This window comes from Parabacteroides sp. AF14-59 (assembly GCF_003479515.1).
Taxonomy (GTDB): domain Bacteria; phylum Bacteroidota; class Bacteroidia; order Bacteroidales; family Tannerellaceae; genus Parabacteroides; species Parabacteroides faecis.
In genome coordinates, this window is sequence record NZ_QUHH01000002.1 from 198,229 (window position 1) to 220,939 (window position 22,711).

Genomic DNA, 22,711 nt, shown 5'->3' on the forward strand with positions numbered 1-22,711 from the left:
GCGTCAATCTGCGTATTCTGCGTCATCTGCGTCCCCTAATATTATCTTTACTGTACGATAAATTATACAAAACAATGAACGGAACAAACCTCATAAAAATAGCCCTCCGTGCCCTTGCCAACAACAAGCTACGCGGATTCCTGACGATGCTCGGTATCATCATCGGCGTTGCCTCCGTGATCACGATGCTTGCCATCGGACAAGGATCGAAGCGGAGCATACAGGAACAGATCAGCGAGATGGGCTCGAATATGATCATGATACATCCCGGTGCCGATGTCCGGGGAGGTGTCCGTCAGGATGCTTCCGCTATGGAGACACTGAAGCTGGAAGACTATCAGAACATCGTCGACGAAACCCGTTATGTCTCTGCCGTCTCCCCTTCGGTCAACAGCAGCGGACAAGCCATCTTCGGAGCCAACAACGCCCCGACCACCGTCTACGGTATCAGTCCCGACTATCTCGAAATCCGCCGTTACAAGGTGGAAGACGGCGATATGTTCACCGAACAGGACATCCAGACAGCAGCAAAGGTCTGTGTAGTCGGTAAAACCGTAGTCGACAACCTCTTTACCAACGGCGAAAGCCCCGTCGGCAAAGTCATACGCTTTCAGAAATTACCTTTCCGCATCGTAGGTGTGCTGGAAAGCAAAGGATACAACAGCATGGGAATGGACCAGGACGACCTAATCTTAGCTCCATACACAACTATTCAGAAAAAAGTTCTGGCCATCACCCATCTGCAAGGCATCACCTGTTCGGCCCTCAAAGAGGAATACACCGACCAGGCCATTGACGAGATAACGGAAATACTGCGCCGCAACCATAAGTTGAAGGAAAGTGACGATGATGATTTTACCATCCGTAGTCAGCAGGAGTTGAGCACGATGTTGACAAGCACTACGGACATGATGACCGTGCTGTTGGCGGCTGTGGCGGGTATTTCGTTGCTCGTTGGTGGCATCGGTATTATGAACATCATGTATGTCAGCGTCACGGAGCGTACCCGCGAGATCGGCTTGCGTATGAGTATCGGGGCAAAAGGGATCGACATCCTCGCCCAGTTCCTGATCGAATCCATCCTGATCAGTGTGACCGGCGGACTGATCGGTGTCGTATTGGGTGTAGGAGCCGCCCTGGTGGTGAACGGCGTCGCCCACTTCCCGATCTATATCCAACCGTGGAGCGTTATGCTTTCATTCGCTGTCTGTACCGTCACCGGTGTCTTCTTCGGATGGTATCCGGCCAAGAAAGCCGCCCAGCTCGATCCGATCGAAGCAATCCGTTACGAATAAGAAATTATTTAATATCTTTGTAAAAGATGAAAACAGAAACGACAACACATACGCATATATCTCCTCCTTTCAAGGGAATGGGCAGCATTATCCATATTGCTGCCTGGGGGATTTTGTTCGGCCTGCCGTTCTTCTTTACGGGCAGGGAATCACAGGAACTGACGGTGATCAGCTATCTGCGCTCCGTCATCGTTCCGCTTTCGTTCATGATGGTTTTCTATGTGAACTATTTCCTGCTGGTAAACCGTTATCTGTTTTCACGCCACGGATGGAAGTTCTTCCTCAGCAACGTCCTGCTGATCGCCTTTGCGATGCTGGCGGTACATCTGTTGATGCAACTGCTTCCGCCGCCGGAGATACACCGCCCGCACCGTCCGGAAAGGGAGTTGCAGGAGATTATCGGCTTCTTCCTCGTCAATGCCATGCTGTATGCACTGGTGGCAGGACTGAGTGTCGCCATCAAGATGACAAGCGGCTGGTATCAGGTAGAATCCATGCGCCGCGAACTGGAGAAGAGCCGGGCGGAAGCCGAACTTCAGAACCTGAAAAGCCAGCTGAACCCGCATTTCCTGTTCAACACGCTCAACAATATCTACAGCCTGATCGCTTTCAGTCCCGAACGAGCACAAGAAGCAGTCCACGACCTAAGTCGCTTGCTGCGTTACGTCCTTTACGACAGTAGCCAGCCGCACGTCTTGCTGGAAAGCGAACTGGACTTTATCCGCAACTATGTGGAACTGATGCGCATCCGCCTGCCGGAGCATGTGGAACTGAAAACGGAGATATCTGCCGCCAAACCGGATGCCATGATCGCCCCCTTGTTGTTCATCTCCCTGATCGAGAATGCCTTCAAACATGGCGTCAGCAACAGCCAGCCCTCGTTCATCCATCTGGATATACACCAGAACGGCGACCTGGTTGTCTGCATCCTGAAAAACAGTTATTTCCCCAAAGATGCGGAACAGGACAAGAGCGGTTCGGGAATCGGCATCAAGAACCTGCGCAAACGGCTTGAATTAATTTATCCGAACAAACATATTTTCTCATGCGGTGTAGACGGTGACAGTTATCATAGCATGCTGGAAATACAAATCAATTGACAGTTGACAAGTGACAGTTGACAGTTAGGCTTCGCATCCGGTAAACAAATCGGTAAAAGCCGAAATAACTGTCAACCGTCAACTGTCAACTGTCAACTAAATAAGTATTATTTATGAAACTGACTTGTGCAATCATCGACGACGAGCCTTTGGCAATCAGCCTGCTGGAAAGTTATGTCAACAAGACCCCGTTCCTGGAACTTGCCGGGAAATACAACAGTGCGGTCAATGCCCTGCCCATGCTCACCAAAGAGCCTGTCGACCTCCTGTTCCTGGACATTCAGATGCCCGAACTCAACGGCATGGAATTTTCCCGCATACTGGAAGCCGAGACACGGATCATCTTCACAACGGCTTTCAGCCAATATGCACTCGACAGTTACAAGGTAAACGCTCTCGATTACCTGCTGAAACCGATCAGTTATGCCGACTTCCTGAAATCGGCCAACAAGGCGCTGCAATGGTACGAACTTTTGCGGGAAGGAAAAGAGGGGAAAGCCGATCCCGGGAAAGACGGCCAGCCGACCGCCCCGGCAGCACAACCCCAGTCATCGATCGAAAGCATTTTTATCAAGACAGAATACAAACTGGTGCAGGTCGAACTCCGCAAGATATTATACATCGAAGGACTGAAAGATTATGTCAAAATATTCATCGAAGGCGAACCGCATCCGATCCTCTCGCTGATGAGCATGAAAAGCCTGGAAGACATGCTGCCGACCAACCGTTTCATCCGCGTACACCGTTCCTTCATCGTCCAGCCGGAAAAGATCAAAGTGATCGAACGCAACCGCATCGTCTTCGGCAAAGAATATATCCCCATCTCCGACAACTACAAACAGAAGTTCATGGAGTTTCTGGCACAGAGGTCGCTACTGCCTTAGCAGTTGACAGTTGACAAGTGACAGTTGACAGTTTGAGACTCTATCAATAACCTGTCAACTGTCAACTGTCAACTGTCAACTGTCAACTGTCAACTGTCAACTGTCAACTGTCAACTAGAAAAGTTGCAACAGCAACTTTTCCAGCCCCTTCGTCATCTGCCCCATGCTACAGGAATAATTATTGGAGAAAACGGCAACAGCATAACGTTTACCGTTTTTGTCTATATACCCGGCATAACTACGTACTCCCGTTATCCCGCCACTCTTCAAACGAGCTTTCCCTTGCAGCTTGCTTCCTTTCAACAGGTTGCGGACCGAGCCTTCCACACCCGCCTGCGGCAATGACTCGAAGAATGCTTCGGAAACCTCCGATTTCGTCGCCATATACACCAGCAGATCAGCAATAAACTCAGCCGATACCTTATCGGCCGGAGCCAGTCCGCTGCCGTCATACATCCGCAACGGATACACATCCAGCCCCTTCTTCCTCCAATGATCGAGTACCACCTGCACGCCCCGTCCGAAAGAAGAGATCACCTCGTTTTTCCGGGGAACATATTGCAGACCGACCGTTTTCACCAGCGCATCCGCAAACAAATTATGACTGACATGATTCGTCACGCTCGCAATCTCTTTCAATGCCGGCGAATAAGTCGTTACAACCGGCTTCCTCTCAACCGTTTTCCACCGCCCGGCTTCCGATTCGATCCGGTAACAAGTCGGCTCCTTTCCTACCACAATACCTTCGCGCTCAAGGCAACCGGTCAGATATTCCGCCAGAAACAAAGCCGGATCGGGAATATCGCCTTTCAACACATAATTCTCGCGGTTAGCAGGAACGACACCCTGTAAATAACGCTCGCCGGACAACGGGGCACCGATTATATAAGCACTATCCGACAACGACGCTTTCAGATAATTGATAAACCGCAGGGAAGGAATTGCCGGATCAGTCCCAACGACCTCCGGACGAGTTCCGGCAGCCCCCGTCTTCAGGGACAACTTATACATATTGTCGAACACCGAAAGCCCATAGCTTCCCGGTGCATAATAATTTCCCATATCTTCCCGCAGCCATTTGATAGAAGCACCCTCCGTATCGAAAATACGTTCGTCGGCCACCACCGCCCCGGTGATCTTCCGGATACCCGCCTTCTTCAGCGCCGCTATCCATTCGGGAATAAAGGTATTCTGTGCGGGCGTATAACGATTCCTGTCGGGAGCGAAATGCGACGACCCCAGCGACGGGTCACCGCCTCCCCTGATATACAGATTTCCGTTCAGGACACCCTCTTTGATACTCCCGTCATGCTCCAGCGACGTAGCGTACCGATAATCGTCTCCCAATATTTCGAGAGCCGTCGCCGTCGCGACCGTTTTCAGGACAGAAGCCGGAGAAACCTCACGATCCTCGTCATAGCTGTAAACCATCTTTCCGTCCTGTACATCTTTTACCACAATGGAGAAAGTCGCCCCTTTCATATAAGGGGCATTCAGCAATTGTTTTACAGGTTGGGGAGTCTGTGCCTGCGGCTGTGAAAGGCAGCCTAACAGCAAAGCAGTACATAATATTTTCTTTATCATCTTATTATCCTATTCCAGTTTATTTTATCTTTGTCACAGGCAAAGATAAAAATTAAAATATGAACTCATTATTCGAAAGGCCATTTACATTCGACCGTGTCACACGTATCGTATTCAGTATCGTCATCATCGGCGCATTGCTCTATCTGATCACCATACTGCGGACTGCCCTGCTCCCCTTCCTGATCGCGTGGCTGCTGGCCTATATGATGCAACCCTTCGTGAAATTTTTCCAATACAAGCTGAAGCTGAAAAGCCGCATCCTGGCTATCATAGCCGTAATTATCTGCGCCTCGCTGATCATCGGTGCGGCAGCTGCACTGGTTGTCCCCTCCATCGCCCAGGAAGCCGAACGAACCCTGAACCTGATGCGTACGCACAATCCGGGTGAAGGGCATATCCCGCTTATCCCCGAATCGTGGATCACATATCTGGAGAATAATGTGGATATCAACCAGTTGATGGAACTTCTCAGCCGCGAAAACATCCAGAATGCCATCAAGCAGCTGGCGCCCAAAGTATGGAATATTCTGTCGAACACCTTTTCGATCCTTTTCAGCATAACGATCATCTTTGTGATCCTGTTATATTTCATTTTCATCCTGCTGGATTACGAGAAGATAGCCAACGGGTGGATCAACCTGATCCCGGCGCATATCCGTCCTTTCGCCAAAGGGCTGGCCGACGACGTGGAACAGAGCATGAACCGTTACTTCCGCGGCCAGTCGCTGATCGCGTTGTGTGTCGGCGTCCTGCTGGCTATCGGATTCAAGATCGTAGGTTTCCCGCTGGGGGTCACACTCGGACTATTTATCGGCGTACTCAATCTGATCCCTTACCTGCAAACGATCGGACTGATCCCGATGGTCATCCTCAGTTTGCTGAAATCGGCAGAGACGGGAGATAATTTCTGGCTTATTTTGGGCTCCGGACTACTGATACTCGGAATCGTCCAATGTATCCAGGATTTATACCTCACTCCCCGCATCATGGGGAAAGCGATGGGCCTGAATCCTGCCATCATCCTTCTTTCTTTGTCTATCTGGGGAACTTTGCTCGGTTTCATCGGCTTGATCATCGCCCTGCCGCTCACAACACTCTGCCTGTCTTATTATAAGCGTTTTATCTTACTGGAAGGGGACATTCTACCTCCCCCGCCAGCCGATATTCAACCGAAGGAGGAAGAAAAAAAGTAACTTTTTTCAAAAAAAGATCCTCCTGCTATTGCAAATTAAAAAATAAACCCTACCTTTGCACCCGCAATACAGAAGTAAAGCACACCGCAATACAGAGTATGCACAGGATGATTCGCTAGCTCAGCAGGTAGAGCACATCCCTTTTAAGGATGGGGTCCTGGGTTCGAACCCCAGGCGGATCACTGAAAACAAAAGAAAAGTCAAGCAAATCCCTGATAATCAAGCATTATCGGGGATTTCTTTTTTCTGGCAAGTAGCAGAAAATAGCCGTTTCAAGCAAATTATCGGTGGATAAATCGTGGGACTAAAATGTAATCGAAAAAAGTCCCACGAATTTGCATCTTTCTCGCTGATTCATAGCATTTTGCGTAGCACTACTTTGGAAGAGAATACATAGTTTTGTAACTCTAAAAACGATGTAAAAATGGCTAGAAAATCATTTTCTGTTTTGTACTTCATCAAGAAAGGCAAATTATTAAAGAACGGTGAAGCACCTGTGTGCATGAGAATTACCGTAAACGGCTGTATGATAGATATTTCTATCAAAAGAAGCTGCCCTGTAAACTTGTGGAATCAGGCAAAAGAAAATTCAAAAGGCAAAGACCGTATGTCGGTGGAACTGAACCACTACTTAGAAATCACACGTTCACGCATACACCAAATTTATAGGGAACTGGAAACTTCCGACAAAGTTATCAATGTCGATCTGGTAAGAAAGTTGTTTTATGGTGTGGACGAAGATAACAAAACGCTATTGCAGGTATTCAGGGAGCATAACGAACAAAGCCGCAAGCTGATTGGCAAAGACTTTGTTAGTAAGACAGTACAACGGTATGAAACCACTACCCGATATTTGGAGGAATTTATCAAGAAGGAATATCAGCTTTCAGATATTGCCTTGAATAATTTAGAAGCGAACTTCATTTCTAAGTTTGACGCTTTCTTGAAGATTGAAAAAGGTTGTGCGCAAAACTCCGCTATTACCCGATTGAAGAACTTGAAGAAGATTATCCGCATTGCTTTAGAAAATGATTGGATTAAGAAAGATCCATTCGCTTATTATCGCTTTAAGTTGGAAGAAACTGATCCTGAATTCTTAACGATGGACGAGATTAAAATCATTCTCGCCAAAGAGTTCACGATTAAGCGAGTAGAGCAAGTACGGGATATTTTTGTTTTTTGCATTTTTACCGGATTGGCGTTCAGCGATGTGAAAGATTTATCGCCTGAACATTTGGTAAGGGATAATAAAGGGGAGCTTTGGATAAGGAAAAATCGCCAAAAGACAAAAATCATGTGTAATATTCCTGTGTTGCCTGTGGCTGCTTCTATACTTGAAAAGTATAAAAATGTGGCAGAATGTACCGGAAAACTATTGCCAGTATTGAGCAATCAACGCATGAACAGCTACCTGAAAGAGATTGCAGATGTATGCGGATTGCAGAAAAATCTGTGTACACATTCAGCCCGGCACTCCTACGCCACCTCTATATGCCTAGCGAATGGCGTAAGTATGGAGAACGTAGCCAAGATGTTAGGTCATGCAGATACCAGCGTAACGAAACACTACGCACGGGTACTGGATCAGAATATTCTAAAGGATATGCAGAAAGTAAATAGCTGCTTGTCAGAGTTGGCTATATAATAAAGGTAGTAGCCAATACAGAAAAAGGATTGGGAAGAATGAATTTCATTTTCTCAATCCATTTCTTTTAAAGTAAGTTTTTCAGAACTCAATATGAAGCATTGACAAAGGTAAGTTCCGTATTTAGCCTGTGCAAGCCCAAGCCCTACGGGTTTTTCTAAAAATCTTCCTCTCCATTACATTCCGAGCGTATTTTTAGAAAAAGACTTGCACAGACTAAATACTTCACTAGAATAGTCAATGATTCAAATTAAATTCCGAAAAACAATGTTTTCGAGGGTGGTAGGTTATTCCTTCCAGCTTTCAAAGTAGTATTTTTGAAGCTGTTTATCAATATCACTTTGCCGATAGATGATTTTACCTTTTATCTGGATAAAGGGGATTAAGCCCGTATCTCGCCATTCTTGTAAAGTACGCAGGCTAACATTGAGCTTCTTTGAAATCTCATGATTGGAAAGAAAACGTTCTCCGTTTAGGTGGGGCTTATAGTGCTTGACAATAGATTCAATACCGTTCAGCATTGAATCAAGCGAAGAAACAAATTCTTTGATTTGGGGTGTATCTTTATTTATTAATTCCATGATTGAAAGATTGTTTTATTGAAATATTGATTTCAAGATTGCTAGATGGCTAATCAGTTAGATGATTAGCTGGTTGATTAGTTACGCAAATAGTCACCCAGTGATGAAAGGTTAAGCACATCTTTCACTGGATCATAATCTATATAAATCCGTTTAGGAGCAGGAGCAATAAAATACAGGCTACCTTCTTTCTGTATTTCATATGTGGCGGGTGAAGCCTGTTTAGTGGTTTCCGATACATATATAATAGAAAGAAGATACTCTTTATCATTACGGTAGATAATGACCGTAGGATTCAGATTAACACTTTCCCATGTACCGACAATGGAAAACAGATTAAAGGACGGATAATCTTCTTTAGTTCTTTTCATAAGGCGTGATTTGTTTGGGTGATTGATTTTGTGTTTCACTGTCCGCAATAATTCTTTCAATATCGGAAGACTTATAATAAATCTTGCTCCCAATTTGAGAATAAGCCAGTCGCCCACTACTTCGGTAATATTGCAGCGTTCGTTTGCTAAAGCCTAACAATAAGCACACTTCCTGACTATCCAGCCAGTTCTCTACTTTCTGGGTATGAGTGCTGCACAAACTGTCTATTCGTTTGGCAAACTCCGTAAACCTCTCGCAAACATACGAGAATGTTCTTTTTTCGATGGTTACTACTTCCATACATTTAATTTTTAATGGTTTATAAAACGTATTGATTCTATTTCACCAGCAAATGAAAGAAGAATCAAGAGCCGTTTTTAAAGTTGTCATAGACTGGAACATGTTGTCTTATCTTGGCTTCTATATTGAAAGAATTATCAAGAGATATAAATACAAGATAGCAACATCGGATAACCTTTTAGTTTGGAACTTCCCTATATTTGCAATATGCAATTTGAATGATTAGTTATGGAAATAGAAAAAAGATATTGCCAAAGTTGTGGAATGCCGTTAGACATTCATCACGAGGAACTTTTCGGAACCAACAGCGATCAAACGAAATCCGAAGAATTTTGCTTCTACTGTTATCAGAACGGACAATATACAGTTGATTATTCAATGAAGAAAATCATTGATGTGTGGGTTGAAAATACCGATCTTTTTAATAATCACATTCACACAAAATATACTCCTGATGAACTCCGAACGATTCTTAATAGAAGGTTGCCTACGCTTAAACGATGGAAACAGAAGAATGACACTGAAAATGTTTATTATGAAATAATGAATCGAATAAAGGTTTATATTAACAGCCATTTATTTGACACACTGAATACAGAACTATTATCTAAAATTGCTGGATTGTCAAGATTCCATTTTCTACGTACATTTAAAGCGTACACTGGTGAAAGCGTAGGGAATTATATTCAGCGTATTCGATTAGAATATATTGCACATCTGTTTTTGACAACAGAACTTTCACTAAACAACATCATACAACAGACCAATTATCAAACTAAACATAGTTTATCAAAGGCATTTAAAAAACATTTTGGGCTTTCTCCAACTGATTATAAAGAACAAAACAAACACTCCTATTCTGATATGTCTATGCTTTCAAAAGGAATACTACCTCAAATAAAAAAGATAAGTGGTTTAAGTATCGTATATAGAGCAATCGACAATACATGTTCTACGACAAAAGAATATAAGGATATATGGAAAGAACTACTTTCTTTTACAGAAAGCAATATTGCAAAAAGTCCTGAAAACAAATTTGTGAGTGTGAGTATGGATGATCCACTTATTACATTATATAGCAATTGCCGTTTTTTCATTGGAATTACGGTTAATCAAAAGGTAAAGCCAAAAGGTAAATTCGGAATGATGGATATACCGGAGGGTTATTATGCGGTTTTCAAATACAAAGGTAACTATTCCTCATTGCCCAATTTATATCGATACATTTATTTAATGTGGCTTCCACGGAATGAATATCGGCAGAAAAACACATTCAGTTTTGAGTTGTATATTAAAACTCCGATAGAAGAAGACGATAATAACTTACTTACTGAGATATACATTCCTATTGAAAAAAGAACAAAGAAGTAAAATCATGAAAGAATTACCTGAAAATCAAACATTAGCGAAGCAGATAACTGAAACCCTGAAAGGTAGAGTTGTCACAGAAGTATTCAATGCCACGAAGTATCATAAGAATACGTTCTACTATGGCGATCCGCTCACATACGGCAAACTACTTACCGGAAGAAAAATCAATTCTTCGGTAAGTTTTGGAATGTATGTCGATATTCTTTTAGATAAGAACACCAAAATTAGTTTCGGGGATGGCACGAATCTGAAATACGGTACAATATCCGGCAAGATGCCAGATAATTATCAACTATTGCTCACGCTTGATGATAATACTTATCTTGCATTCACCGTGGGAATGTTTGGCGTAATAGCAGCATATACTGGAATTTACGATGAAATATACTACAAGAAAAACACGGAAAACTTATCTCCACTAAGTAATGACTTCAATGAACAATACTTTGAAAAGTTATTGGCAGGGACGAAACCAAAGCTATCCACAAAAATATTCCTGGCAACTGAGCAGCGTATTCCCGGTTTAGGAAACGGGGTTTTGCAAGATATATTGTTCTATGCAAAAGTGAACCCCAAAAGAACAGTAGGTTCATTGACAGATATTGATAAATCAGCATTGTTACAATCAATAAAAACGACCTTAAATAACATGGCTCTGCAAGGTGGTAGAGATACGGAAACGGATCTGTTTGGTAATCATGGTAACTATAAAACCATTTTATCAAAGAATACATTAAATACCCCATGTCCCAGATGTGGTAGCCCGATTATAAAAGATACATCAAATGGTGGTGGAGCGATATACTACTGTTCCACCTGTCAAAGAATATAAAATATGAGTACAAATGTAATTCTGGATTTTTTAAACGATTTAAACTTAAATAATTCATCTGAATGGATGAAGAACAATAAGAATCGTTATGAAGAAGCAAAAAACGATTTTGCGAAAATAGTTCAAGCATTAATAATACGAATTAGCAATTTCGATCCCCTGTTTATAAATCTAAATGCTAAAGATATGATTTATAGGCTTAATAGAGATATACGATTTAGCAATGACAAATCACCATATAATCCTACTTTTCGGGCTCATATTTCGCCAGCAGGCAGACGTCCGATACCAGTAGGCTATTTTATCTATATCACCCCCGGAAATATATTGTTAGGAGGCGGTATATATACCTCTCAACTCCCCGAAGCAACAAAACTTATTAGAAAGCACATTATGGATAATTCCGATGATTTTCTGGAGATTATCAATAATCCTGATTTCTCTGCAAACTTTACGATTCAGGGCGAAAAATTAAAAAATGTACCTAAAGAATTTCCCGATACACATCTTGTATCAGAGTATGTTAAGCATAAATCATGGGATATATTTTATCATATAGAGGATTCTTATTTTATGCAACCTGATGTGTTCATTGATAAAGCAATTGAAAAAATAATATTAATGAAGCCTTTTAATGATTTTATAAATTCAGGCTTGTCAGGTAAAATCCTAACATAACTCGAATCTAATAAAAATATTACGAGTCAATAGAATAATGAAAGCATTACTCATTAAGCATGAAATCAGCATTTTGCCATTTATTAATATTCACCATTAAAATTTATGCTTATGAATGTTTTATTGAATTCTGAGTTTTTCAACCTATTGGCTGAAACCTCAAAGAAAGTAACAAATGAAGAAATGAAAACTGCTTATGAGAATTTTGTTAGGTACATAATGGAAATTAGCAATTCAGAAGATTACTCACATATCTTTCGGATGCTAAATCTCACTCGTATTGAGATAGCACCCTTAAAGGAGTTATATCAAGACAGGCAGGGGGAAAAATGCGTTTAAAACTCTCCATATTCAAAAGGCATTATCCGTAATTGACTACGAACTAAAACTTATTAATCTAAAAATCAATCATCCAGAACAATTTAATGTAGCAACCCCTTTAGAATTCAAGTCAGGTTTATATGTAGTCCCTAAGTCGAAAAGCTTGGGGATTATTGGTATAGCTGAAATCGTATTAGGTTTGTTTCTTCAAGGGGAGATTATTGGGAAGGATGGTAAACCTGTTTCAGAAGCTCGTTTAGCTCGTGGGTTCGAGCAGCTTTTCAATCTCAAATTCGGAAGTATTTATGATAAAGTGAGTGAAGTGTTTACCCGTAAACCCTATAATCTTACCAAAACATTAGATGCTTTGCGAAATGCCATTGTCAAAGAAGACCGTAAACGCAAGAACAGATAAAGATTAGAATAGATGATTTTATAAATAGTTTATTCACAGCTGTTTGCGAATAGTTTTTCGGGGAGTAGGTAACTACTCCTCTTTTTAAGCTACTTTATTCTGCCGAATTTTGCTTCATCAATCGATTGGAAATCTTAATGTTCAACTAAAAAATGAAGCAAAATGTATATAGACAATGAAGACTTTGAGAAATGGATGGCGAAGTTATCTAAGAAACTCACCGAAATCGGGCAAGATCTAAAATCTCTTATAAACACCGACAAGGTACTGGATGATAATGAAAAGATACTCGATAATCAGGATTTAGCCTTTCTATTGAAAGTATCTTTCCGAACGCTTCAACGTTACAGGGTAAGCGGACAACTACCTTACTTTACCATCGGAAAGAAAACCTACTATCGAGCGAACGATATTCGGACTTTTGTTCGTGAACGTGCCGACTCTCAAACCTACAAACAGTTTGAAAAAGCCAACCAATTAGAGAATCAGCCCTGAAAGCAAAAGGTAGCAGAGGGAAGAAGTCTGTGTTTAGGCTACTCCTCTATGCTACCACCCCAATTTAGCAGAAATAGCTACGCCTTCCGGCTTCGCACATTTCGGTAAATTGAGCAAGAGGGAACTGGACAAGTCCTGTTCTTCCCTCTTGCTCTTCGAGGCAAAGCCTTCGGCTTTAGCGTGTTACAAGAACACGCTGTAATGACACCTGTAATAAGCATTTTCTTTTCTATGCTTATTATCAGGTATTTATCTATTCATATTTCTATAAAAAAGTAATTACCATGCCAAACAGCAGTCGAAAAACTATATTCACTACCATTTCCGTAGACAAGAAAACAGCAGCTTTGGTAGAGAAGATATGCAAACGCTATTCACTGAAAAAGAGCGAAGTTGTAAAGTTGGCGTTCGGGTATATAGATAAGGCACATATCAACCCATCCGAAGCACCTGAATCCGTAAAATCGGAACTAGCGAAAATAAATAAGAGGCAGGATGATATTATCCGCTTTATCCGTCACTATGAGGAAGAACAACTGAATCCCATGATACGGGCTACAAATTCTATTGCTTTGCGTTTCGATGCTATCGGTAAAACTTTGGAAACTCTTATTCTCTCTCAACTGGAAACTAGTCAGGAGAAACACACAGCCGTACTGAAAAAGTTAAGCGAACAATTCTGTAATCATGCCGATGTGATAAACAACCAGTCCAAACAGATTAACGCACTCTATCAGATACATCAACGGGATCATAAAAAGTTGCTTCATTTGATACAACTCTATTCGGAACTATCCGCTTGTGGTGTGATGGATAGCAAACGGAAAGAGAACCTAAAAACAGAAATCATCAATCTGATAAATACATAATGCCATGCACATAGATTTTGCCCCACCATCAAAAGGAACATACAACAATGCAGGGAGTAGCCGACAGCTAGCTAATTATTTAGAGCATGAAGATTTAGAACGAATGGAGAAAGATATCTATACCGAAGGCTTCTTCAATTTGACAGATGATAATATTTACAAATCAAAGGTTATAAAAGATATTGATACTAATATTGGGCAACTCCTGAAAACGGATGCTAAGTTTTATGCAATCCATGTCAGCCCATCGGAAAGCGAACTTCGGGCAATGGGAAACACCGAACAAAAGCAAGCCAAAGCCATGAAACGCTATATTCGCAAGGTGTTTATCCCTGAATATGCCAAGAACTTTAATAAAGGACTATCCGAAGCAGATATAAAGTTTTATGGTAAGATTCATTTTGACCGTAAGCGTTCGGACAATGAACTGAATATGCACTGTCATTTGATTGTGAGCCGGAAAGATCAAACCAATAAAAAGAAGCTGTCACCACTTACCAATCATAAGAATACCAAGAAAGGAACGGTAGTAGGAGGCTTTGATCGTGTAAACCTGTTTCGACAGACAGAAAAGGGGTTTGATGAACTATTTGGCTATAATCGCCAACAATCGGAATCGTTTGCCTACCACAATATGATGAAAAAAGGTTCTATCTCCGAACAACTTGAATTACAAAACCAGAACTTTATTGGCGAAAAGAAAAAAAATAATATTTCTTGCAATCTTGATTGCAAGATGGAAAACAAGTACACAATCAATCAACAATATAACAGTAATGGCGATTCTCTTTTATCTGTCATTTCACTGGGAGATGGCAACAATTACGATGCTACACTAGCAGAAGAACTACAGGTACAGAAACGCAAGAAGAAAAAGAAGAAAGGGATAAGACGATGATTGAGTATGAAGAACTAAGAACCGATACAGGCTGCTACCTGATGAAGCGATTCAAGTATTACAAATCGCTTGTTTTCCCGACAAAGGATAATATTTTCTAAACCACAATTATAATGAATAAATTTCACAGTCATAAAAATATGACTGTGAAATTTATTCGTAAACATCATCTTTTTTTAGTATTAACCAATCGTTTAATTGTTCCAAAAAATAATAATCATCTTCTGTAACATAATAAGAATGAAAATTCTGGTTCCTTAATTTCTCTAATCGAACCATCCAACTTGTTTTGGCATCTTTTCCACCAGCCATTTTCTTTTCGTGTGGACGAGTACAGAATGGCTCAAAAATATTTTGCCAATTTTTCAATGCTATTTCTCTATAAGCTATAATATTAATACAATCCCATTCTGTACACTCATCGTTTTCATCTTCAACTTCTCGGTTTTTCTGATACATTAATAAAGTGGCAGCTTCACCGATTTTTGGGGGAACTCCTTTTTTAAACCAATTATTACCATAAAATGACTCCAGCTTTTCTTTAAAATCCACTTTAAAATATGTTTCTATTTCGCGAATATATTCAAAAGCTTTCGTATTATAAATTTTTTCTTCTCTCTTCAAGTATTCATCTAACCCTTCAGGATTAAAAGCTGGATATTGTTCTCTGATAGTTTTTTGAAGAGTACGCCAATATTTCACATCTCCCCCCGTACCATAAGCCGTTTTCAGAGCACCAATAACATCTTCATCTATACTTCGATAAAATGAGACCAATGGAGCCAGATATTTTTCGGTTTTTTCAAAAATACTATTCACATTATCACGTTCTGATATTTCATTTATTTTTTCTAAATGATCTATAATATCACTTAATGTCAATATTATAGCATAAATTCCTTTATTAATCACTATAATTCCATCTGCTCTTTCCCACTCATCTTCTAGTCTATCTTTAAGAAAATCAAATGATAACAACAGGAATTTAGAAAGCTTTTCAAAAGCTAAATCTAAATTTCCTTTATAAAATATACTATACTTTTCAATCTTATCTTTTGATACCTTTCCTAAAAAAACACTCTTTTTTATTGCATTATCTATTTGCTGGGTAGTAATCACCTTTTTATCTTCTCCAACAGATATTTTCCCATATAAAGCAGATGCACGATCTTCCCCTAAGAAGATAGCTATACGTGATCTTAATGCTGTCATTTGCTCTAGATAATTTTCAGAATTCCAAAGTAAATCGGCATTCAATGTATTTCTTAGATTCTTAGAAACTGCTTTTTGATTCTCATTTATCTGCATAAATAATTTAACTTGCTCATTTCTATCTAAATTTTCAAAAGCAACTACAGGAATTGTATTTGTTGTTTTATATTTTGAGTTTGCATAGCCATAAAGCCGATGTTGACCATCAATAATATAAGCAGATCTATATCTTTTTGGTAAATACAAAAAACCTACATCAGCTATCGTTGAGCAAATATTACACGACTCTTGAAACTCTAGTTTTTTCTTCTTACCTGAATCCAAACTAATAATGATTGAATTAGGAAAATATCCTTTATCTTCTTCCAAAAATTTATTTATCGCATCTAATCTACCTTTTTGAATAATTCGCTGATATGTTGGCATCATATTAGTATTCGCTTTATTTCGATGCAAAACATAACCAATTTTCAATAATTTTTCTGGCTCAATAGAAAATGAATAATACACATGGCCACCCATTTTTCCTCTAATAGCTGGTATCTTATTATCCATCTCTGGAATTTCTTGATCAAAAAATAATGAACCGAGGAGTTGATATCTAGCAGCAATTCCAATCTGGTTATGCATTTTGATATAATAGTCTACAATATCCTCATCAAAATGTACCCCACCTATTTTCTCTAGAGCAATTTGGTCTTGCTCCACTAAAGCATAATTCTCTGTAGCTAATATAAATTTGAATTTAAGTTTTGCTCCATCAAAAATATAGTTTAAAGTTTTTCTTATTTCCCCAATATGTTCTTTTAGCAATTCCAAATTATTCCTAAAATTACTTTTGGTATTTTTAACTACCGATTCGCATCTCACAAGTACGATAGATTCTTGGTCTTTTGCTAAAATATCGAATGTTTCAAAAAGAGAACTGTCTTTTTTATCATAAGGTATATCAATAGCTTGATTTCTATTGAGTAAATCAAAGCCAAGCGAAGCAAATAATGCCCACATCTTATCAACCAAAAGATGCTTACTTTCTTTCTTTTTTCTCAGCCTTATTTTTGTCTTAAATTCTTTATCCACTTCCCAGCCGTCAGTAATATATTTCTCTATATTCTCAATTTGTTTACTGGGGAAAGAGATGTATACATATACATTCCTTCTTGTCTTTATTTCAGCAGTCGTATCTAAATCAAAACTCAAACCTTCTATAAAATCTTGCTTTTCCTTGTTATTCATAATATTACATTTGTAAAGACATATTCATTGACTTGAGTTCTTTTTGCTCCTTTACCCCCTATAGTGCTAGGTCGTTGAACAATACGCAAAGTACCTAAACCATCAAACAATTCTGCAATACAGGCATGTGCAGCATTTGTTAGAATAAAATAAGCATTAGAATCAGATATAAATTTCAGCATTTCAGCTAGTCTTTTTTGATCATCCCACGAAAAGATTTGCTGATTATATTGTATAAAACCATTATTTTCATGAGCCACAGTATATGGCGGATCTAAAAACACTAAATCATGAGCTTTAAGGTTTTCTTTAATGATTTCAAAGTCATTAGCCTGAAATGTGACATTTTGAGACAATAACTTGCTTATTCTAGGAAAACCACTACAATCTAGTAATTTTTTGCCTGTTCGATAACCAAAAGGTACATTGTAAAAACCATCTCTATTAACCCTATAAATACCATTGTAAGATGTCTTATTCAAATATATAAAAATTGCCGCTTTTTCTATATCATTTCTAGGATTAACAGCCCTTATCGAATAATAAAAATCTCTTTCATTCTTATAGCTATTTATTAGCTCTATAATTTCTTTAGAATTATTCTGCAATTGCTTATAAACATTAATTAGATCTGAGTTAAAGTCCGAAAGAAAAGAATGATTCTGAATTAAATTGCGACTTTTTAAGTACAAGAATATTGATGCACCTCCTAAGAAAGGTTCATGATAATCATTAAATTGTTTTGGTAGTAAATCTGGCAAATGTTTAATTAACCATCTTTTACCTCCAGCCCATCTTAAGAAGGGCTTTTCTATCATTGTTTCTATTTCTAAAACGTTATCATTTTGCATATATCGTAATCGCAATAATTCTTTAGGCTTCAAAATTAGTAATTTATATTTTCCCGTAAAAGTATATTGGACACATTCTATACAAATTCAATCAAAAAGTAACAATACAGCTTTTAGATAAAGATCTTCTTGAAAAGCCTTAAGACTTCTTTGTGGCAATGTAATAAGCAGAAAACTATCATCTATTTCGGTTTTCTCGTGAAAAGATATATCTTTGTACCCAGTATTCTCCATGAGCAAACTACCGCAAAAGCACGTAGCAAATTAGTGGGATAATTCATGGGATATGCTTGAAGCAAAAAATATAAAGTTTTAAATATCAGCATGGTAACTCTCTTAGGAGAATCCCAGGCGGATCACTCAAAGAAAAACAGCTTCAGATTTATTCTGAGGCTGTTTTCTTTTTATAGGCTGCCAAAGTTATTCACAACAGAGTTAAGCGCTTTTGTTCATATCCTATTGACAAAACATCTAAAATAAATATTATCAATCAATTAACCTGTTGATAACTTTGTTGATAAACCATTAGTTTTTTGAAAAGTCTCCCGCATACGGTCTACATCACAGAGCATGCGCACAGGAAACAGGAACTTTCAATTCCGTCATTCCTTCTTCTCTTTTTTCCTTCCGAAATCCAGAAGGAATCCCAGCAACGCCATAATAAACTCAAAAACAGATTTTAATTTGCTCATACTGATTCATTTTAAATGATTAAATAATATCCGCCCTTACGGTTTCTTTGTACACAGGCCAGCATTGCGCGTCCTTTCCTCACAAAACCCCTCTTGACGCAGCCTTTCCTCCACCAAAGGCATCAGGCTCCGCGCAATCCTTGTAAGCATTTCTTCATACGCCGCCCGGTTATCGCCGTTCACTTCACTGATATAACGGCTGTAAGCTATTTCACGAGCATAGGCAGCGGGGTAGTTACTGACTGCGGCGGCAAGACGATAAGCGGTAGAGATCAGCCGTGCAAAATCAAGAAAACTATTTTCCGGTGCGTCGTAACGCCTGAACAACAGGCCATTCTCTTCAAGGCTAACCTTTCCTCCATGCCAGTAGGTGTTGACGACACCATATCCGGTTAATCCGAAGAAGTTATTGTATTGCCGTGCCAGCGCGCTCTCGCCCCATCCTGTTTCAATGGCCGATTGAGCCAGAATGACGACCGGATTGATCCGGTACAGATCTCCAGCCATACGCGCGGCTGGAAGATACAGTTTTACAAATGATTGTTTATCCATTGGAAAGTCGGGTTAATGTGTTACTATTCAATTTCAGGACGGTCGCCTCCGCCACCTGTAGGAGGTGTTACCGGAGTAACATCGATAGTCGTACGTTCCCCTTTAGCCACCTGCGTCGTGTTTCGCAGAATCGTACCGGGACGGAAACACAAACGCGCCTTCTTCAGCAAGGTCGAGGAAAAACCCTCCGTTGTCGCACTCCCTTTACTGCCCATGATCAGCTGAAGGCTACCGAGTTCGCCCAGCTGGACAACTTCGCCACGTTCGAGTGCTTTCGCGGCAAACTTATTCATACGGTCGAGAACGACTTTGACATCACCGCTGGATGCCGTGGAACTTTCAGCGATCAGGTCGCATAGCTCATCAAAACCACAGGTGCGCGTGGCACGGGTCTGTGCATAATAGAGCTTCTCTTTCCCCTCTTCTACTTCTTTGCTCATGTTCTTTCTGAGAACCAAGTGATACTGTACTGCCATAATCCGATTGTTTTTAGTATAAAACTGTTTTGCAATTAATTACATCATAAAGATACAACACCCGGATAGCCTCGTCGATGCCCTATGTGAGCAGACGTGACAAAGCAGCATTTTATTTTGTTTATTTCCACCTAAAGCCTTGTTTTTCTTATCATTAATATATACATTTATAGAAGTAAAACAATAAATGCTATGGAACAGAAAACATTTGTCATCCGTGCATATGGTGTCGGCGAACTCGCCCAGCTATATAATCCCCATCTCTCCCACCGAGGCGCCGTCATGCAGCTCTGGCGTTGGATCAACCATCACGACATCCTCAAACAAAAACTGGTTACCCTCGGGTATCATCCGGGGATTCGCTGTTTCACCCCCAAACAGGTGATCTGTATCGTGGAACATTTGGGAGAACCTTAAAAGAGGAATAGTTATCAACGCAAAAATCCGTTCCCTACCCATTTATTTTCAGTCGGGAACGGATTTTTTTCGGTCAGGAACTATCGGAAGAGATCACCGGAGGAAGCAGCAGGTGGAGAAGGTGAAGATGAAAATACATTTCGGCCGACTTTTATAAATATAAGGAGACCTTTCAGTTGTTGTTGATAGTAATATATAAACATAAATACAGAAAGTGTGCCAACCGTTAAACAACCTCCACCTTCTCCACCCGAAAGCCTCAGAAGGGCAATTGAATTTGAGGTTTTTCATTCCCTTCATCTGTTTTATCATTAGGAACCACTCCTTTATTATCAACAGCTTGAGCATCTACATTGTCATACGAACGGATTCCGAGCTGTACGGCTTTTACCTCGTCGAACGTAAGTTCTATAACATTGAAAAAGCGTTTCCCGTTACGTATAAAATGTTCAAACCCTGTCCTTTTCAACATTTTTCCGAGGTTAACCACGTTGATTTGAGTAATAGGCATACGGGTCTTTTCAGCTATTTTGGCTATTATTTCACTGCTGGATAACTGTAAATAAGCCTCGAAACGGCAGGGTTTACGGAAAAAAGTATAGAACAATTCCTCTTCCGGGCTGCTCTGCTGAAAAGGTTCGTTGTTATCGTTGATCTCTGCAATATCAGTATCAGAAAACCAGTACTTGAAGCCGCCTTTATACAAAGCCAGTGCCTGCGAATAAATATGGCTGTAGTCGACAGGAGTAAGATAATCTATCCGGACTGTTTCAAAACAAAGGAAACGACGCGAACCGGTACGGTCGGTCAGCACTTGGCTGTCGTTGACCGTAGCGGCAAATGAAGCACGGCGCTCATATGTTTCCGAATTATGCGCATAGGCGCGGCGCTCGTGTACACTGTTTTTCGTGATCATTGCTTTCAGGCGGTTCAGTTCCATGCGGCTTTGTCCCGAAAGCTCGTCGAGCAGGATCAGGAAACAGTCACTCAGGAGCAGGGAAGCATCTTTCGAGGCGGGATCGAGATTGCCGGAATAGACATATTGATGCAGTTCAGGTGGTACCAGATTACGGCACCAGGTTGTTTTTCCTAATCCCTGCCCGCCGCTCAACAGCAATACGGCATGGTTCTCCGTCTTTTCGTCTATGGCACAGGCCACAGTGGCAACGAGCCATTTCCGGAGACAGGTCAGCCAGTATTCAGGCCGTGTGGTACTGACGGTCGAAGCAAGCCGGGCGATATAATCTGTTTCGCCATCCCATGACGGCAATTTACAGAAATAGAACTTGAACGGGTCAAATTCTTTACTGAATCCGGAATGGATCACCGACCTCAATTCAGTGATCTTGCAATTGACTCCTTCGAGTTGGAGATTGCACCAGACGGTATTCTCCCAGTAATCGGTCACAGGATGGTATGTGTGGCTTTTTGCCCTTTTATCCCGGTATTCTACCAGGTTACGAACTACATTTTTACGCAGAAAGAAATGTGTGGACAGATATTCCCGGATCAGCTCTACCTTCTTCCCGTTTTTTATCAGAGGAAAGGTGTCGTGCTCCTCTCTATGACTGTAGGCACTCGTAATCGCACTGGAACGTTCCTCTGCCGAAAGATCGCCGAAGTTTTCCGTACAATAACCGGTCAGGACTTCTTCGGGCACGCCTATCCGGTTACACAGGCAGGCATAGTGGTAGACATAATTGTTACGGTTGCCATCCTGATACTTCTCCTGTTTGTCGAGTCGGTTCCGGGTATTACTGAGCTGTTTAGCCACATGGCGGGTGTTGGTCGTTTTTCTCGTTTTTTGCAGCAAAGGCTTGAGCAATGGCAAGTCTTCAGGCATCCCTTTTCCGGTATGCAGCCAGTCACTAAAACGGGGAGAGGCATAAAGCAAAGGATCGTAGGAGACAAAACAGAGTCGCCCGGCATCACTCCCCGAAGCATCGATCTCCACACCGAGCAATTCTTCATACCACGCCTTGACGGTATTATAGATGATCCGGTGGTTTTGAGGGAGCTGCTCGATATCTACTGCCGAGCAGGCAATAATTTTCAGCCCTTGTCCACCAGGACTCAGGAAGCTGTAAATGGTATAGGGAGCTTCATTGATAAGCGACCTAAGGCGAGGGATCGCTTCGGGTGCGAGCTTGTCAATATCGAGGATCAGGAGCGAGTTATAGCCAATCATGTCCGGTTCCTTGCGCGTCTTCCGGTAGGTAGCGGAGACAGTGAATGCTTCGAGTGATTTCTTGATCCGTTCAGCAGTGGCGGGATCACCGGCATGCAGTGCGGCCCGGTGTAGTTTGATAGTTGTCTCGTACTTCCCGTTAAGGATTTCGTCTGCAATAGCCGTGAGCGGTTTGTTTCCCTGGCAAAACCTGAAGTTTGTAAAGACGGTTGCTTCGATCATATCGTTTCGATTTGGAGGTTGTTCCGGTT

The 22,711-nt window shown here is 40.9% G+C and carries 23 protein-coding genes and 1 tRNA gene; 15 read left to right on the forward strand and 9 right to left on the reverse strand.

Features of this window, described 5'->3' with window-relative positions:
- Nucleotides 1-74 precede the first annotated feature (74 nt).
- From DWW23_RS03035 to DWW23_RS03045, 3 genes are all read left to right on the forward strand, one after another.
- On the forward strand, nucleotides 75-1,295 hold the full coding sequence (locus DWW23_RS03035) for an ABC transporter permease (RefSeq protein WP_122351808.1): 1,221 nt from the start codon (nucleotides 75-77) through the stop codon (nucleotides 1,293-1,295).
- 26 nt (nucleotides 1,296-1,321) lie between these two features.
- Nucleotides 1,322-2,395 carry a sensor histidine kinase gene (locus DWW23_RS03040; RefSeq protein WP_122351809.1) on the forward strand — a complete coding sequence of 358 codons (1,074 nt, stop codon included), beginning with the start codon at nucleotides 1,322-1,324 and terminating at the stop codon, nucleotides 2,393-2,395.
- A gap of 113 nt (nucleotides 2,396-2,508) precedes the next feature.
- Nucleotides 2,509-3,279: a LytTR family DNA-binding domain-containing protein gene (locus tag DWW23_RS03045; RefSeq protein ID WP_122351810.1), complete on the forward strand. Its 771-nt coding sequence runs from the start codon at nucleotides 2,509-2,511 to the stop codon at nucleotides 3,277-3,279.
- A gap of 114 nt (nucleotides 3,280-3,393) precedes the next feature.
- Here DWW23_RS03045 and dacB read toward each other — a convergent pair whose 3' ends face one another.
- Nucleotides 3,394-4,863, reverse strand: a complete 1,470-nt coding sequence (gene dacB / locus DWW23_RS03050; protein WP_122351811.1) for a D-alanyl-D-alanine carboxypeptidase/D-alanyl-D-alanine-endopeptidase — start codon at nucleotides 4,861-4,863, stop codon at nucleotides 3,394-3,396.
- Between the two features lie 59 nt (nucleotides 4,864-4,922).
- Here dacB and DWW23_RS03055 point away from each other — a divergent pair, with 59 nt between their 5' ends.
- The 3 genes from DWW23_RS03055 to DWW23_RS03065 all read left to right on the forward strand — a co-directional run bounded on the left by DWW23_RS03055 (nucleotide 4,923) and on the right by DWW23_RS03065 (nucleotide 7,704).
- Nucleotides 4,923-6,059: an AI-2E family transporter gene (locus tag DWW23_RS03055; protein WP_122351812.1), complete on the forward strand. Its 1,137-nt coding sequence runs from the start codon at nucleotides 4,923-4,925 to the stop codon at nucleotides 6,057-6,059.
- Nucleotides 6,060-6,168: 109 nt separating this feature from the next.
- A tRNA-Lys gene (locus DWW23_RS03060) sits at nucleotides 6,169-6,241 on the forward strand.
- 242 nt (nucleotides 6,242-6,483) lie between these two features.
- The gene (locus DWW23_RS03065; RefSeq protein ID WP_122351813.1) at nucleotides 6,484-7,704 is read left to right on the forward strand and encodes a site-specific integrase; all 1,221 of its coding nucleotides are present in this window, start codon (nucleotides 6,484-6,486) and stop codon (nucleotides 7,702-7,704) included.
- Between the two features lie 287 nt (nucleotides 7,705-7,991).
- Here DWW23_RS03065 and DWW23_RS03070 read toward each other — a convergent pair whose 3' ends face one another.
- The 3 genes from DWW23_RS03070 to DWW23_RS03080 form a co-directional block, all read right to left on the reverse strand.
- Nucleotides 7,992-8,285, reverse strand: a complete 294-nt coding sequence (locus tag DWW23_RS03070) for a helix-turn-helix domain-containing protein (protein WP_122351814.1) — start codon at nucleotides 8,283-8,285, stop codon at nucleotides 7,992-7,994.
- Nucleotides 8,286-8,362: 77 nt separating this feature from the next.
- Nucleotides 8,363-8,656 carry a DUF3876 domain-containing protein gene (locus DWW23_RS03075; protein ID WP_122351815.1) on the reverse strand — a complete coding sequence of 98 codons (294 nt, stop codon included), beginning with the start codon at nucleotides 8,654-8,656 and terminating at the stop codon, nucleotides 8,363-8,365.
- Nucleotides 8,643-8,957: a helix-turn-helix domain-containing protein gene (locus DWW23_RS03080; RefSeq protein ID WP_122351816.1), complete on the reverse strand. Its 315-nt coding sequence runs from the start codon at nucleotides 8,955-8,957 to the stop codon at nucleotides 8,643-8,645. The genes DWW23_RS03075 and DWW23_RS03080 overlap by 14 nt, the downstream gene beginning before the upstream one ends.
- Nucleotides 8,958-9,185: 228 nt before the next feature.
- On the opposite strand from DWW23_RS03080, the gene DWW23_RS03085 reads away from it, so the two are divergent.
- From DWW23_RS03085 to DWW23_RS03120, 8 genes are all read left to right on the forward strand, one after another.
- Complete coding sequence (locus tag DWW23_RS03085; protein ID WP_122351817.1) at nucleotides 9,186-10,328, forward strand: GyrI-like domain-containing protein; 1,143 nt, start codon at nucleotides 9,186-9,188, stop codon at nucleotides 10,326-10,328.
- A gap of 4 nt (nucleotides 10,329-10,332) precedes the next feature.
- On the forward strand, nucleotides 10,333-11,160 hold the full coding sequence (locus DWW23_RS03090; RefSeq protein ID WP_122351818.1) for an endonuclease VIII: 828 nt from the start codon (nucleotides 10,333-10,335) through the stop codon (nucleotides 11,158-11,160).
- Nucleotides 11,161-11,163: 3 nt separating this feature from the next.
- On the forward strand, nucleotides 11,164-11,838 hold the full coding sequence (locus DWW23_RS03095) for a DUF2461 domain-containing protein (protein ID WP_122351819.1): 675 nt from the start codon (nucleotides 11,164-11,166) through the stop codon (nucleotides 11,836-11,838).
- Between the two features lie 105 nt (nucleotides 11,839-11,943).
- Nucleotides 11,944-12,177: a hypothetical protein gene (locus tag DWW23_RS26635; RefSeq protein WP_122351820.1), complete on the forward strand. Its 234-nt coding sequence runs from the start codon at nucleotides 11,944-11,946 to the stop codon at nucleotides 12,175-12,177.
- Nucleotides 12,146-12,574, forward strand: coding sequence for a hypothetical protein (locus DWW23_RS27010; protein ID WP_122351821.1), 429 nt, complete (start codon nucleotides 12,146-12,148; stop codon nucleotides 12,572-12,574). Before DWW23_RS26635 ends, DWW23_RS27010 begins: the two co-directional genes overlap by 32 nt.
- A 162-nt stretch (nucleotides 12,575-12,736) precedes the next feature.
- Nucleotides 12,737-13,069: a helix-turn-helix domain-containing protein gene (locus DWW23_RS03110; protein ID WP_122351822.1), complete on the forward strand. Its 333-nt coding sequence runs from the start codon at nucleotides 12,737-12,739 to the stop codon at nucleotides 13,067-13,069.
- Between the two features lie 284 nt (nucleotides 13,070-13,353).
- Nucleotides 13,354-13,938 carry a BfmA/BtgA family mobilization protein gene (locus DWW23_RS03115; RefSeq protein ID WP_122351823.1) on the forward strand — a complete coding sequence of 195 codons (585 nt, stop codon included), beginning with the start codon at nucleotides 13,354-13,356 and terminating at the stop codon, nucleotides 13,936-13,938.
- Nucleotides 13,939-13,942: 4 nt separating this feature from the next.
- Nucleotides 13,943-14,836 carry a DUF5712 family protein gene (locus tag DWW23_RS03120; protein WP_122351824.1) on the forward strand — a complete coding sequence of 298 codons (894 nt, stop codon included), beginning with the start codon at nucleotides 13,943-13,945 and terminating at the stop codon, nucleotides 14,834-14,836.
- A 153-nt stretch (nucleotides 14,837-14,989) separates the two neighbouring features.
- On the opposite strand, the gene DWW23_RS03130 is transcribed toward DWW23_RS03120, so the two are convergent.
- The 4 genes from DWW23_RS03130 to DWW23_RS03145 all read right to left on the reverse strand — a co-directional run bounded on the left by DWW23_RS03130 (nucleotide 14,990) and on the right by DWW23_RS03145 (nucleotide 19,855).
- Nucleotides 14,990-17,284 (reverse strand): DGQHR domain-containing protein, encoded by a 2,295-nt coding sequence (locus DWW23_RS03130; RefSeq protein WP_122351825.1) that lies wholly within the window; start codon nucleotides 17,282-17,284, stop codon nucleotides 14,990-14,992.
- Nucleotides 17,281-18,168: a Dam family site-specific DNA-(adenine-N6)-methyltransferase gene (locus DWW23_RS03135; RefSeq protein WP_233564253.1), complete on the reverse strand. Its 888-nt coding sequence runs from the start codon at nucleotides 18,166-18,168 to the stop codon at nucleotides 17,281-17,283. The genes DWW23_RS03130 and DWW23_RS03135 overlap by 4 nt, the downstream gene beginning before the upstream one ends.
- Nucleotides 18,169-18,863: 695 nt before the next feature.
- On the reverse strand, nucleotides 18,864-19,379 hold the full coding sequence (locus tag DWW23_RS03140; protein ID WP_122351827.1) for a glucosaminidase domain-containing protein: 516 nt from the start codon (nucleotides 19,377-19,379) through the stop codon (nucleotides 18,864-18,866).
- A 23-nt stretch (nucleotides 19,380-19,402) separates the two neighbouring features.
- Nucleotides 19,403-19,855: an HU family DNA-binding protein gene (locus DWW23_RS03145; RefSeq protein ID WP_122351828.1), complete on the reverse strand. Its 453-nt coding sequence runs from the start codon at nucleotides 19,853-19,855 to the stop codon at nucleotides 19,403-19,405.
- Nucleotides 19,856-20,047: 192 nt separating this feature from the next.
- Between DWW23_RS03145 and DWW23_RS03150 the strand changes: the two genes are divergently transcribed.
- Nucleotides 20,048-20,272 (forward strand): DUF4248 domain-containing protein, encoded by a 225-nt coding sequence (locus DWW23_RS03150; RefSeq protein ID WP_122351829.1) that lies wholly within the window; start codon nucleotides 20,048-20,050, stop codon nucleotides 20,270-20,272.
- A 259-nt stretch (nucleotides 20,273-20,531) separates the two neighbouring features.
- On the opposite strand, the gene DWW23_RS03155 is transcribed toward DWW23_RS03150, so the two are convergent.
- Nucleotides 20,532-22,682, reverse strand: a complete 2,151-nt coding sequence (locus DWW23_RS03155; RefSeq protein WP_122351830.1) for a VapE domain-containing protein — start codon at nucleotides 22,680-22,682, stop codon at nucleotides 20,532-20,534.
- Nucleotides 22,683-22,711: the final 29 nt, after the last annotated feature.